General features: G+C 64.1%; 12 protein-coding genes. 6 read left to right on the top strand and 6 right to left on the bottom strand.

The window, feature by feature from the left end; genetic code table 11:
• The first annotated feature begins 2 nt into the window (after positions 1-2).
• Positions 3-1085 (top strand): HlyD family secretion protein, encoded by a 1083-nt coding sequence (locus tag LY284_RS16720; RefSeq protein ID WP_233387341.1) that lies wholly within the window; start codon positions 3-5, stop codon positions 1083-1085.
• Positions 1082-2620 (top strand): efflux transporter outer membrane subunit, encoded by a 1539-nt coding sequence (locus tag LY284_RS16715; RefSeq protein WP_233387340.1) that lies wholly within the window; start codon positions 1082-1084, stop codon positions 2618-2620. Before LY284_RS16720 ends, LY284_RS16715 begins: the two co-directional genes overlap by 4 nt.
• Here LY284_RS16715 and catB read toward each other — a convergent pair.
• From catB to LY284_RS16700, 3 genes are all read right to left on the bottom strand, one after another.
• Positions 2553-3251: a type B chloramphenicol O-acetyltransferase gene (gene catB, locus LY284_RS16710; protein ID WP_233388338.1), complete on the bottom strand. Its 699-nt coding sequence runs from the start codon at positions 3249-3251 to the stop codon at positions 2553-2555. The genes LY284_RS16715 and catB overlap by 68 nt on opposite strands.
• Positions 3252-3360: 109 nt before the next feature.
• The gene (locus tag LY284_RS16705) at positions 3361-3903 is read right to left on the bottom strand and encodes a carbonic anhydrase (RefSeq protein WP_233387339.1); all 543 of its coding nucleotides are present in this window, start codon (positions 3901-3903) and stop codon (positions 3361-3363) included.
• A 13-nt stretch (positions 3904-3916) separates the two neighbouring features.
• Positions 3917-4903 (bottom strand): nitrilase-related carbon-nitrogen hydrolase, encoded by a 987-nt coding sequence (locus LY284_RS16700; protein ID WP_233387338.1) that lies wholly within the window; start codon positions 4901-4903, stop codon positions 3917-3919.
• A 127-nt stretch (positions 4904-5030) separates the two neighbouring features.
• Between LY284_RS16700 and LY284_RS16695 the strand changes: the two genes are divergently transcribed.
• The 4 genes from LY284_RS16695 to LY284_RS16680 all read left to right on the top strand — a co-directional run bounded on the left by LY284_RS16695 (position 5031) and on the right by LY284_RS16680 (position 8445).
• Positions 5031-5987: a GlxA family transcriptional regulator gene (locus LY284_RS16695; protein ID WP_233388336.1), complete on the top strand. Its 957-nt coding sequence runs from the start codon at positions 5031-5033 to the stop codon at positions 5985-5987.
• A 124-nt stretch (positions 5988-6111) separates the two neighbouring features.
• On the top strand, positions 6112-6702 hold the full coding sequence (locus tag LY284_RS16690) for a sigma-70 family RNA polymerase sigma factor (protein WP_077159053.1): 591 nt from the start codon (positions 6112-6114) through the stop codon (positions 6700-6702).
• Positions 6699-7433 (top strand): anti-sigma factor domain-containing protein, encoded by a 735-nt coding sequence (locus LY284_RS16685; RefSeq protein ID WP_233387337.1) that lies wholly within the window; start codon positions 6699-6701, stop codon positions 7431-7433. Before LY284_RS16690 ends, LY284_RS16685 begins: the two co-directional genes overlap by 4 nt.
• A gap of 352 nt (positions 7434-7785) precedes the next feature.
• On the top strand, positions 7786-8445 hold the full coding sequence (locus LY284_RS16680; protein WP_233387336.1) for a hypothetical protein: 660 nt from the start codon (positions 7786-7788) through the stop codon (positions 8443-8445).
• A 6-nt stretch (positions 8446-8451) separates the two neighbouring features.
• Here LY284_RS16680 and LY284_RS16675 read toward each other — a convergent pair whose 3' ends face one another.
• The 3 genes from LY284_RS16675 to aspT are packed head-to-tail and all read right to left on the bottom strand — an operon-like array spanning position 8452 to position 13274.
• Positions 8452-9852, bottom strand: a complete 1401-nt coding sequence (locus LY284_RS16675) for a glutamate decarboxylase (protein WP_233387335.1) — start codon at positions 9850-9852, stop codon at positions 8452-8454.
• A 36-nt stretch (positions 9853-9888) separates the two neighbouring features.
• On the bottom strand, positions 9889-11529 hold the full coding sequence (locus tag LY284_RS16670; RefSeq protein ID WP_233387334.1) for a bifunctional aspartate transaminase/aspartate 4-decarboxylase: 1641 nt from the start codon (positions 11527-11529) through the stop codon (positions 9889-9891).
• 50 nt (positions 11530-11579) lie between these two features.
• Positions 11580-13274, bottom strand: coding sequence for an aspartate-alanine antiporter (gene aspT, locus LY284_RS16665; protein ID WP_233387333.1), 1695 nt, complete (start codon positions 13272-13274; stop codon positions 11580-11582).
• Positions 13275-13290: the final 16 nt, after the last annotated feature.

Here is a 13290-nt window from a genome sequence, read left to right as displayed (position 1 = left end):
TCATGTCATCCTCCACACCTTCCCGCTCCGGTTCCCGCATCGTTCGTATCGCCGTGCCGGCGGTCGCGCTCGCCATCGCGGCCGCGCTCGCCTTCAGATTCTCGTCCGATCCGAACACCGAATCCACCAACGACGCCTATGTGCAGGCCGATTTCACGCTCGTCGCGCCGCGCGTCGCCGGCCAGATCGCCGATGTCATGGCCGAGGACAATCAGTCGGTCAAGGCGGGGCAACTGCTCGTGCGCATCGACGACCGCGACTTTCGCGCCGCGTTGATGAGCGCGCAGGCGGACGTGGTCGCGGCGACCGCCGCCGTCGCCAACTTCGAGGCGGAGATCGCGCGGCATCCGTCGCTGGTCGATCAGGCGCGCGCCACGCTGCGCGCCGACGACGCCGCGATCGAGTTCGCGCGCGCGAATGCCTCGCGCTATCAGAATCTCTCGGAGGCGGGCGCGGGCACCGCGCAGGAGCAGCAGCGCGCGTCGAGCACGCTCGCGCAACAGCTCGCGCAGCAGGCCCGCGACCGCGCCGCGCTCACCACGACCGAGCAGAATCTCGACGTGCTGCGCTCGCAGCGCGACAAGGCGGCCGGCGCGCTCGCGCGTGCCGAGGCGGCGCTGGAGCAGGCGAAGCTGAATCTGTCGTACACGGAGATTCGTGCGCCCGTCGATGGCAAGGTCGGGCGGCGCTCGGCGCGCGTCGGCGCGTTCGTCACGCCCGGCGCGCCGGTGCTCGCCATCGTGCCGCTGCGCGATGCTTACGTCGTCGCCAATTTCCAGGAGAACCAGATCGCGCGGATGCGGCCCGGCGAAAGCGTGCGCATCAAGGTGGACAGCTTTCCGGGCGTGGTCATCGCGGGACATGTGGACAGTCTCGAGCCCGCGACCGGCGTGAGCTTCGCACCCATCGCGCCCGACAACGCGACCGGCAACTTCACCAAGGTCGTGCAGCGCGTGCCGGTCAGGATCACGATCGATCGCCCGCAGGAAGCCGCCGCTGCGTTGAGCGTGGGGCTGTCGGTGGAAGCGGAAGTGGCTGTCGGCGGCCAGCGCGACACGCTCGCCCAGGGAGGTCACGCAAAATGAACCCGAACGACATGCCGCTGCGCACCCTGGCGCTCACCCTCCTCGCGTGCTTCGTGATCGCCGGATGCACGGTCGGCCCCGACTTCGTCCCGCCGAAGAGCGCCACGCCCGACGTGCTCGAACGGACGCACAACGCGCAGGCGGAAAGCAAGCCCGTGCAGGCCGAATTCGATCCCGACTGGTGGACGCTTTTCGACGACCCCGTGCTGAACGCGCTGCAAAAGCGCCTCGCCGATGCCAACCTCGACGTGGCCGCGGCGTCCGCGCGCTTGCGGCAAAGCCGGGCCGAACAGCGCGTCGCGGGTGCGGCCGGGCTGCCGACGCTCGGTGCCGCGGCGTCCTACAACCGCGAGCGCGGCAGCGAGAACGGCGTGCTGTCGCTGCTCGGCGTCACCCCGGCGTCGAGCCAGCCGCAATCGGCCTCGGGCAACGCGCCGCTCGGGGTATCGGGCATGCCGGGGTCCAAGGGGTCGCCCGCTTACGACCTGTATCAGGCGGGCTTCGACGCATCGTGGGAACTCGACATCTGGGGCCGCGTGCGGCGCGGCGTCGAGGCCGCGGGCGCGTTATCGGACGCTTCGTACGAGGACCGCAACGCCATTCTGCTGTCGGCCCGCGCGGAACTGGCGCGCGACTACATCGACTTGCGCGATACGCAATCGCTGCTCGATATCGCGCGGCAGAACCTCGATATCGCCCGCGATGCGGTGAGGCTCACGAAGATTCGCGTGCACGAAGGCGTCACGACGGACCTCGACGTCGCCAATGCATCGGCGCAAATGGAGACCATCGAGAGCCTGATTCCGACGCTCGAATCGCGGCGCGATACCACCATGAACGCGATCGGCGTGTTGCTCGGCGAGCAGCCGGGCGCGCTGCGCGACATGCTCGCCGACGCGCGCGACGTACCGGCGCTGCCGAAACAGGTGCCGGTGGGCTTTCCGTCGGAACTTGCGCGGCGGCGTCCGGATATCAGAAAGGCCGAGGCGCAACTGCATGCGGCGACCGCGTCGATCGGCATGGCGAAGGCGGACTTCTATCCGCGCATTTCGCTGAACGGCAGCGCGGGTTTTCAGAGTCTGCAATTGTCCAGTCTCGCTGACTGGGCGTCGGGACAGTTCGTCGTCGGGCCGTCGATCACGTTTCCGATCTTCGAGGGCGGACGGCTCAAGGGCACCTTGCAACTGCGCGAGGCGCAACAGGAGGAAGCTGCGATCGTCTTCAAACGCACCGTGCTCGAAGCCTGGCGCGAAGTGGACGATGCACTGCTCGTCTACGATGCCGAGCAGCGGCGACGCGAACGGCTTGCGTCCGTGGTGAGCCTGAATCAGCGCGCGCTCGCCGTCGCGGAGCAGCGTTACAAGGCCGGGGCGCTCGACTATCTCGACGTGCTCAACGTGCAGAAGCAATTGCTCGAAGCACAGAGCAATCTGGAACGGAGCAAGGCGACGGCTGCGGAGAATCTGATCACGTTGTGCAAGTCGCTGGGCGGGGGATGGGAGACGACGTATGACGGGCGTTATGCGGGGCGGTGAGGGTTTGCTGCTCGCGCCAACGCTCATACAGCGCTTCGATATCCGTCGCGCACAGCAGTTTCATCGACTGGCCGATCTCCTCGATAGACCAGTCCCACCAGCGCATCTCGAGCAGCATGCCGACCTCCCTGTCCGGGAATCGCTTTCGAATGGGCCTCGCCGGGCTGCCGGCAACGACCGTGTACGGCTCGACATGCTTCGTCACGAGCGCGCGACTCCCGATCACCGCGCCATCACCGATGCGCACGCCCGGCATGATCATCGCCTCGGTGCCGATCCAGACATCGCTGCCGACGATCGTATCGCCGGCGCGTTCGAATCCATCGAGCGCATCGGCAAAAGCCTGTTCTTCCTGCATGTAGAAGAACGGAAACGTGCTGATCCAGTCGCTGCGGTGCCCTTGATTGCCCGCCATGATGAACGTCGCCCCGCTTCCGATCGAACAAAAACTGCCGATGAACAGCCGGTCCCCGCCCGTGTCATCCGGACCCAGGTAGCGAGCACAGTGATCGAAGGAGTGCCCGTGATAGTAACCGGCGTAATAGCTGTAACGTCCCACGATGATATTTGGATTGGTCACCTGTTCCGAGAGCGGTTTAATGTCGAAAGGACCGTCGAAGTAATTTTCCATGGCGTGCCGAGTCGAAAGGGCGAGATCAGGGACCTCGTTCACTCACGACTCTAGGCGGTCTGAATTAGACAAGCATGAGGGCCTTGCCGGCTCTTTCCTCCCGTCAGTCTCAGCCCGCGGTCTCACGCAACCGCGCGGGAGGAACGACGGTCTCGACGAGGCCCGTTTTGACGTCGTACACCAGTCCCGACACGATCAAGTTATCGGGAAGGTCCTTGTTCGCCCGGAGTGCTGCGACGTCGAGGGCCACCGCCTCGTACGGTTCGGTGATAGCGAGTTCATCGAGCGCGTCCGCCTCGACACCGAGATGCTTCGCGAGCAACGCGGGCGCATGCCTGTGGCAGCCGATGATCCCGCAATCCGTGTGCTGAAGCAGGACGAGATTGCGCGCACCATCGGGGCGTCCCGCTGCTTTCGCCACGACGCTCAACACCGCCAGCGTTTCCAGCAACGGCTTGTTGATCCGGCCACCGACATTGCGAATGACCGCCGCCTCACCCTGCTTCAAGCCGAGCACGTTAGCGGGATCGACGCGAGGATCGACACATCCGACGACGACCGTTCCCGTCGACGGCATCATCTTCAGTTCAGGGGCGAACGCGTTGTTTGCGAAGTCGGCGTTGCGATCCAGCATGACATTGTTGAAGTCCATTTTGCTTACTCCCTCAAGCGAGTTCTTCCAGATCGTTCGCCGGTTCTTCACTCGGCGCGCGCACCGATCGCTCGATGACATGCAACCTCGGCGTGCGGTCGATGACAAGCCCGAGCACATCGGGGCGGCTGTAATGGCCACGCGAGTCCATCATGCGTTTGCGCTTGTCGATCTGCCAGAAGTCCAGATCGGCGATGATCTCGCCCTCCCCCTCACGCAGCGGCGCGCCACCCATGTACTCGCCCTCCGGCGAAACGATCGCGGTGAAACAGCCACTGGAAATCGGGCCGATCTGGGTCGTGTTGGTATCCTGCAGAATCTGCTGTTGCTGCTCTGGGGTCAGCCAGGCGGTCGCGTTGACCACGAAGGCGCCCGCCTCCAGCGCGTGCTGGCGGATGTTCACGGAAATCTGCTCGGAGAAGCGATCCCCGGCGAACGAACCTGGATACATGGCCGAATGGATTTCCTCGCCATCGGCCATCAGCGCGTAACGCGCGAGCGGGTTGTAGTGCTCCCAGCAGGCCAGTTGGCCGACCCGTCCCACGGCGGTATCGATCGCACGCAGGCCGGAGCCGTCGCCCATTCCCCAGACCATTCGCTCGTGATAAGTCGGCGAGAGCTTCCGGCGCCGCTGCACGAGCGTGCCATCGGCATCGAATAGCAGTTGCGTGTTGTACAGCGTTCCGCCGTCGCGTTCATCGACGCCGATCGACACCACCATCGAAGCCTGGCGCGCCGCGTCGCCGATTGCACGCGTCGTGTCCGACGGCACGACCACCGCCTGCTCGAGCAGCTTGTAATGCTCGGCGCCCATCGCAAATGGCGATTCGATAAACGAGAAGTACGGATAATAGGGAACGACAGTCTCGGGGAACGTCGCGAACTGGACGCCCTGCTTGCCGAGCTCCAGAATTTTTCTGACGACTTTATCTACAGTGCCTTCCCGGCTATAGAGAACCGGCGCGATCTGAACGGCTGCGGCCCGGATGATTTTCGACATGATGGTGTTCCTTTCGTTGCTGCGAAGCGGTGAGAGAAGTGCTTGTACCTTAACGTCGCAGGCCATTACGATCCATGTCGTTGTTGCCACTTTTCATGACATCCATCGCTCGACGGCAGGATCAGATATGCACCGGATTGGCTTCATAGTGCCGAGAAGATTTCAGATGATGAGCCTCGCGGCCCTGACGGTGTTCGAGCTTGCCAAGATGCCTCGTGGAGGCCAGGGCTACGACGTCCATCTGTTGTCCGAACACGGTGGTCCTGTCGAGTCTTCGAGCGGCATGAAGCTGGAGACAGAGGCATTCGGTGACACCGCATTCGACACGGTCATCGTCGGCTCGATCACGGAAATGAAGATCCCGGCTCCCGACTCCGCGGTGCTGGCTTTCGTGAAAGAGGCAGCCAGGACATCGAGACGCATGACGTCGATATGCAGCGGCGCATTCGTGCTGGCCGAGGCCGGGCTGCTGGAGGGCAGGCGTGCGACGATGCATTGGGCGCATGCGGCGGAATTCAGGGCGCGGTTCCCGAACGTCATCACGCAGGAAGACCGGATCTTCGTCAACGACGGTCCGATCTGGACGTCGGCTGGAATGACGGCCGGTATCGACCTTGCGTTGGCATTGCTCGACAACGACCTCGGCGCCGACGTCGCGAAGATGGTCGCGCGGCTGCTTGTCATGAATCAGCGTCGTCTCGGTGGGCAGATGCAACACTCCGCGCTGCTCGATATGACGCCCAAGTCCGACCGCATCGAACTGGTCCTCACGCACATTCGCCGCAACCTGCGCAATCCCCTCACCATCGAGGAGCTTGCCGATGTGGCCAGCCTCAGTCCTCGTCAGTTCAGCCGTGCCTTCGTTGCCGAGACCGGCCAGTCGCCCGCCAAAGCGGTGGAACAGCTTCGTCTGGAAGCAGCCCGGTTCATGATCGAGCAAGGCCGCCACACCATTAACGTGGTGGCGCAGGAAACGGGTTTTGCGGACCGGGAACGGATGCGCCGCGCGTTCGTCCGAACGTTTGGTGTGCCCGCCGATGTCCTGCGCAGGAGCGCCCGCCGGGAACCTGTCACTGATAACTGAAGCCGCGCTGTGCAGCGAACGTGGCTCACGCAAAGATGACCCAAAAAGCGCCGCCGAGCCACGAAACGCGATGCTATATTGCGCGACATACCCAGTCCAAAGCGCACGCCGGCTCATGCCTTCCATGAAGGACGATTCCTCAGGCAGTATCGGACACTTTGACGACGCCGATCGTCTGCGACGCGAGCGCGCGAATCAGATGCTCGCGAACGTCGCGAACGGCGACGAGCACGCATTCGCCGAACTGTATCGCGCGACATCGCCGCGCGTTTTCGGCGTCATCGTACGCATGATCCACGATCGCGGCGAAGCCGAAGACCTGCTGCAGGAAGTCTTCGTCACCACATGGCGTCGCGCGGACACGTTCGATCCGGCCCGCGGCAGCGCCATCACGTGGCTCACCACACTCGCGCGCAATCGCACGATCGACCGCATGCGGCAGCACCGCGACGAACTGCTCGGCGAGAAAGCCGCGCCCGACATAACCGACGAATCGCCCACGCCCGCCGTCGCCGCCGAATCGAATGAGGAAAGGCGGCGGCTCGAACAGTGTCTCGACCGGCTCGAGCCGCAACACAAGCGCGTGGTGCGCGAGGCGTTCTTCACCGGCGCGACATACGGCGAACTGGCTCAACGGCTTGCCGTGCCGCTCGGCACGATGAAAAGCTGGATTCGCCGCAGCCTGATGCAACTCAAGACCTGCCTGGAAGAATGAACACGCCCGCCGCCGACGACGACGATCTGCGCTGCGCCGAATATGCGCTCGGCGTGCTGGATGCCGAGGCGCGCGCGACGCTCGAAGCGGACCTGTCGCGCGATCCCGGCTTGCAGCGCACGCTCGATGCATGGCAAAACCGGCTTGCGCCGCTCGCGGAAGACATTCGCGCAATGGAACCGCCCGAGCGCGTGTGGACGCGCATCCGCGCGGATCTCGGCTTCGCGACGCCGCCCGTGCGCACGCCCGCACGCACGCGCTGGCAGGACAGCCTGCGTCTCTGGCGCTGGCTCGCGGTCGGCGCAAGCGTCGCCGCACTCGTGCTGCTCGGCGTGAATCTCGTCCGGATGCAGCCCACACCGCCGGCGCCGACGACAGCGGCTGTTCCAGGCGACTACATCGTCGCATCGATTGCGCGCAAGGACGGCCTGGTGCACTGGACCGCAACCGTCGATGTGCGGCGTGGGCACATCGTCGTCACGCCTACGGCGCGCGTCGCTCTGCCGGCGAACCGTGTGACGGAGCTATGGCTCATCCCGCCGAACGCCAAGCCGATCGCGCTCGGCGTGTTCCCGTCCGATCAACCCGTGACCATCACGCTGCCGCCCGAACTCATCGCGCAGATGAATACGCAGGGCGTGCTCGCGGTATCGGATGAGCCGCCGGGCGGATCGCCGACCGGCGCGCCGACCGGGGCCGTTCTCGCAACGGGTCAGTTGCATTCCACCTGACGATTCCTCGAAGCCGCTCTTTTTATGAGGCCGCGCGCATCCGCGTGTGCGTCGCGCTCGTATATATCGAAAAAATGGTCACGTGCCGCGAGGAGACCTGGGCGCGAGGAGGCCATCCATCGAAAAACGAAGCGAAGAACAGCGTATCGCGATGATCGGCGCGGGGTCGCCGGTCTCGCGAGCGCGTGTTGCCAATGACTCGAGCTTCGTGCGTGTTGTCATAAGAAACGCATCCGTGACGTGCATCAGCGGGTCCGCAGCGGCAACGAATTCGATACGCTGCGCGCCCGCTCTTTTCTTTTCTCCCGGACTTCTATCGATGCGCAATTTTCTGTTCAAAGAGGCCGCGCTAATGAACACCCGGCGCAGCTATCGCAAGCAACGCGCGCCTGCGTTCAGGTTTTCCGATCGGCCTATCGTGGCCGGTCTCGGTGCCGCCGTGTCGATCTTCGTCGCCTGTCTGTGGATCGGACACAGCGCGTACCTCGATGGCGAACGGATCTGGCCGTCGCGACAACGCGGGGCAGTGTCGCTGGGAACGGTACGCGAGCAGGCGGTGCAAGCGGAACGCGCAGCGCCCGCCGAGCCGATCGATACGCCATCCGACACGCCAATCGATATCCCTGCTCCGCAATCGACGGCGCCTGTGGTCATGCGTCCGCGCAGCACAATCGCGCATCCTCCCGCGAAAAAGCCCCCGCGGCTCGTCGACGCGACAAGGACAGCCCCGAAGCAGGCGGCATCCACGCTTCCCGCTGCAACGCCCGAGATACCGCAAAGCGAGCCGCATTCGATCGAGATGATTGCGCCCGAGGTTCCGAGCGCACGCACATCGGCCGTGAACATCGATGCGGACAGCGTTCCACCCGTCGTGGATATCACGCCACGCCCCAAGACCCGCAAGGAAGTTCAGGACGAACTGCGCAAGGCGAGAGCCAATGGTTCCCTGCCGCGTTTCGGCAATCCCGATCCGTATGGTCCCGGCGGCTCGCCGAGCTTGTCGAACGACTGATGCGACCTAACATTTCGCAGGCGTCGTCTTCTCCGTCGCGTGCTTGTGCAACGTTGGCGGCGTAGCCGTTCCGCCGTGCGCATCGAGATAGTCGCAAGCCCCGACGATATCGCGCGCCAGATTCATCGCGACGTTGTGGTTGATGTGCGGGCGCACCACCACGCGCAGGCTGCGCACTTCCTCGGCGTCGGGCGGCATCGAATAGGCCGAGAGCACCCAGCCTTTCTCGCGCACCTTGTTCGACACGTCGAACTCGTTGAACTTCTTCACTTTCGGATCGAGTGTCACGGCCACCACCGGAATGCGCTGTGTCTCGTTCATGATGGTGAAGTAACCGCTCTTGACCAGTTCGTCGCGCAGCCTGACGGCGTTGGCGAGCGTGTGCGTCATGATCCGCTTATAGCCGTCGAAGCCGAGACGCAGGAACTGGTAATACTGCACGGCGATAGGCGCAGCGTTGCGGCTGAAGTTGAGCGTCGCGGTGGGCATCTCGCCGCCCAGATAGTTCACATAGAAGATCAGATCTTCGTTGAAGATCCTGCGCTCGCGAAACACCACCCAGCCGAGACCCGGCGGCGTCAGACCGAACTTGTGCCCCGACGCGTTGATCGACTGCACGCGCGGCAGACGGAAATCCCACTTGTAGTCGGGATAGAGAAAGGGATTGACGAAGCCGCCGGACGCACCATCGATATGCATCGGAATCGAGATGCCCGTCCTCTTCTCGTATGCATCGAGCCAGTCGTGAATCTCCTGAATGTCGTCGTCCTCGCCGGTGAAGGTCTGGCCTGCAATCGCCACCACCGCGATGGTGTTCTCGTCGACATACTGGTCCAGTTGCTCCGCCGTCAGCCGACAGTTGCCCGGCTTGAGCGGCACGATGCGCGGCTCGACGTCGAAGTAGCGCAGAAATTTCTTCCAGACGATCTGCACGTTGCCGCCCGTGACCATGTTCGGCCGCGACGTGTCACGGCCGGCCTTCTCGCGCGCCTGCCGCCAGTTCCACTTGTGCGCGAGCCCCGCGAGCATGCACGCCTCCGATGAGCCGATGGTCGCGGCGCCATAAGGCTCGGCCTCCTTCGGCCCGTTCCACAGCTCGTGCAGCCAGCGGATCATGCGCATTTCCATCGCGAAGAGCTGCGGGTACATGTCGTGGTCGATGTAGTTCTTGTACATGTTGCGCCGCGCCGTCTCGACCGCCTCGGGCTCGGCGAAGGTCGTGACGAACGACGACATGTTCAGCATCGGATTGGTGTCGGTCCACTCGTCGCTCCAGACGAGTGCGCTCGCCGCGCGCCCCGAGATGCCGTGACGCGGGAACGCATCCTCCGGCACTTCGAGATTGAACTCGTCGTACATGGTGACTTTCTCGGGCGGCGTGCTGTCCGGACTGGCTGGTGCGTTCATGTCGATACCTCTCGGGTGACGGATGCAAATACCGGATTACTTCGCTTTCTTGCCGGTCGCCTCGTGGTAGCGCTTCACATAGCGGTCCATCAGCTTGCGGATCGCGCGGCCGATCTGCATGTAATCGCTCTCGTTGAGATTCGCGAGCGACACGCGTCCTGACGGATGCGGCGTGCCGAAGCCGCGCCCCGGCAAGAGCACGACGCGCGCTTCCTTCGCGAGCTCGAATAGCAGTTCCGACGGCTGCGTGTTGTTGATGATCCAGTCGACGAATTCGCGGCCATGCTCGCGCCCGCCCAGATACTCCATGTCGAGAATCGTGTAGTAGTCCACCTGATTCTCGTCTTCCTTCTCGGGCGCGATGCCCATCTCGCGATACAGCGCCGCCTTGCGATTGCGGATCAGGCGCTTGAGCGCGTTCTTGTAAGCGTCGGGCGTATCCATCAGCGAGAACAGCGAGAAGAGCACCATCTGCACCTGCTGCGGCGTGGACAGCCCCGCCGTGTGATTGAGCGCGACGGTGCGGCTGTCCGCCACCAGACGGTCGATGAACTTCAGCTTGTCGGGCTCCGTCGTGATCGACTCGTAACGCTTGTGCAGGATCGCGCGCTTGTCCTTCGACAGCGCGGCGATCTGCGCATCGAACACGTTGTCGCGGTGCGTCGCGATGGTGCCGAGACGCCAGCCCGTCGCGCCGAAATACTTCGAATACGAATAGACGAGGATCGTGTTCTTCGGGCACAGCGCGAACAGCGACACGAAGTCGTCGGCAAAGGTGCCGTAGACATCGTCGGTCAACAGGATGAGATCCGGGCGCTCCTTCACGATCTCCGCGATGTACTGCAGGCTCTCGTCGTCCATCTTCACCGATGGCGGATTGCTCGGATTGACGAGGAAGAACGCCTTCACCTTCTTGTCGCGCAGCTTGTCGAGTTCCTTCTTCGAGTACTGCCAGCGGTTCGCGACATCCGCGTCGAGATTCACGACTTCGAGCTGGTAGTCGTTGAGTTGCGGAATTTCGATGTACGGCGTGAAGATCGGCCTGCCGAGGGCAATCGTGTCGCCGGGGCTGATCAGGAAGTTCTCCCGCATCGTGTTGAAGATGTAGGTCATCGCGGCCGTTCCGCCTTCGACCGCGAAGATGTCGAACTCGCCGACGAACGGATGCTTGCCGATCATCTCGCGCCGCAGATATTGCCCGACGATGACTTCGGAGAGCTTCAGCATCCGGTCCGGCACCGGATAGTTGCACGCGAGAATCCCCTCGCACATTTCGTAGAGGAAATCGCCGGCGTTCAGACCGAGCTGGTCGCGAACGTACGACACCGCGCCCGCCAGAAAGCCGGTCCCGGGCGTGTCCTTGAACTCGCGCGCGAAGATCTCGAAGCGCTCCTCGATGCCCTCGCGCTTCGGAAAGCCGCCCACGCCCTCGGGCATGTAGGCGAACGCGCGCTCGGACTCGCGCATCGCGAACAGTCCCAGTTGCCAGAAGCCGTGACGCGGAATCGTCGCGAGGAAGTTCGGGTTGCCGCGTCCCGCGTTGAGCATCGCGAGATTGGCCGGGCGCTCCACCGCGCCGCCGCCCGCCGCCTTGATGAGTTCATCCTTCAGTTCGAACGGACTGAGCGACGCCATGGCGGCGCGAGCGTCGGGAACGGACTTCGATGACTTGGCCATTCAACACCCCCAGAAATTGACAATGAGCTTCGGGAACGATTCGAGGCGCGCTACGAAAGCATCATGACGATCACCATCCCCCAGATCGTCAGGAGCGTGTTGCCGACTGCATAGGTGACCGTGTAGCCGAGACCGGGCACCTGACTCTTCGCCGCGTCGCAGATCATGCCGAGCGCGGCGGTCGTGGTGCGCGCGCCCGCGCAGATGCCGAGCAGGATCGCCGGATGAAACTTGAAGACGTACTTCGCGATGTACATGCCGATGATGAGCGGCACCGAGGATGCGAAGATGCCCCACAGGAACAGGCTCACGCCGAGCTTCTGCAGACCGGCGACGAAGCCGGGGCCTGCCGTGATCCCGACTACCGCGATGAATACGTTCAGGCCGACGGAATTCATGAACCACAGCGTGGGCGAAGGGATGCGCCCGAAGGTCGGATGGATCGCGCGCAGCCAGCCGAACACGATGCCCGCGATCAGCGCGCCGCCGGCGGTCGAGAGCGTGATGGGAATGCCGCCCGCGCGGATCACGATCGCGCCGACCAGCGCCCCGAGCGTGATGGCGAGGCCCGTGAAAGCCATGTCGGCGACGTCGCTTGGCCGGTCGATCACGCCGACTTTCTTCGCGACCGCCGTGGTGTCCTGCGTGCGGCCGACGACCGTGACGGTATCGCCCCGATGCAGCGTGGTGTTCGGCAGGATCGGAATCGGCGTTTCGGTGACGCCGCGCTTGATCCGGCGAATGAACACGCCGCGCGCTCCAGGCATGTGCGCGAGTTCGGCGAGCGTCTTGCCCTCCACGTCCTTGTTCGTGATGTAGATGTCCACACCCTCGACCGGCACCGAGAGCAGTTCCGCGTCGTCGACCTCGATCGCCCCGCCGCCGCCGAGAATCTCGACGAGCTGCTCACGCTTGCCCGCGATCGCGACCACGTCGCCGGGTTGCAGCACGTCGTCGATCTTCGCATCGTGAATCTGGCCGCCGCGCCGGATGCGCTCGATGAAGAGCCGCGCGCCGGCGGGCTCCAGCGCCTCGGCCTGCGCCACGGTCAGGCCGGCCGCCCGGCCGCCCTCGCGCACGCGATACGCGCGCAGCGAGAACTGATGCCAGCCCGAGCCATCCCCGCCGCCTTCCGCCGAGCCGCCGAGTTGTGCCTCGTAGTCCTTGCACGCCGCGACCAGGTCGATATTCAGCAGTTTGGGGCCGAGCATCGCGAGAATCAGCGCCGAACCGATCGTGCCGTAGATGTAGGTGACCGCGTAGGCGGTGGGCATCGCGTCGAGCAGCGCCTTGGCCTGGTCGGGCGGCAGGCCGATGCGGTTGATCGCGTCGGTCGCAAGCCCCATCGACGCCGAAATGGTCTGCGAGCCGGCCAATAGCCCGGCCGCCGAGCCGATGTCATAGCCGGCAATCTTCGCGGCCAGCCACGGCGCGACCAGGCAAAGCAGACACTGTATGACTGAAAAGAGCGCCTGCGGCAGTCCGTCCTTGGCAATGCCCCGCACGAACTGCGGACCCACGCCGTATCCGACGGCAAACAGGAACATCAGGAAGAAGACCGATTTGACGTTGGCCGAAATGGTGATGCCGAGCTGCCCGACCGCGATGGCCGCGAGCAGGGTCGCCGTCACCGCGCCAAGGCTGAAGCCCTTGAAGCTTTTGCCGCCGACCCAATAGCCGATGCCAAGCGACAGAAAGACGGCAATCTCCGGATAACTGCGTAGCGTTGCTGCAAGCCATGCCATACGCCCTCCTGACCTG

It is taken from the genome of Caballeronia sp. PC1 (assembly GCF_021353155.1).
GTDB lineage: Bacteria > Pseudomonadota > Gammaproteobacteria > Burkholderiales > Burkholderiaceae > Caballeronia > Caballeronia cordobensis.
Note: the sequence above shows the minus strand (reverse complement) of the source record. Positions and strands in the feature narration are given on the sequence as shown.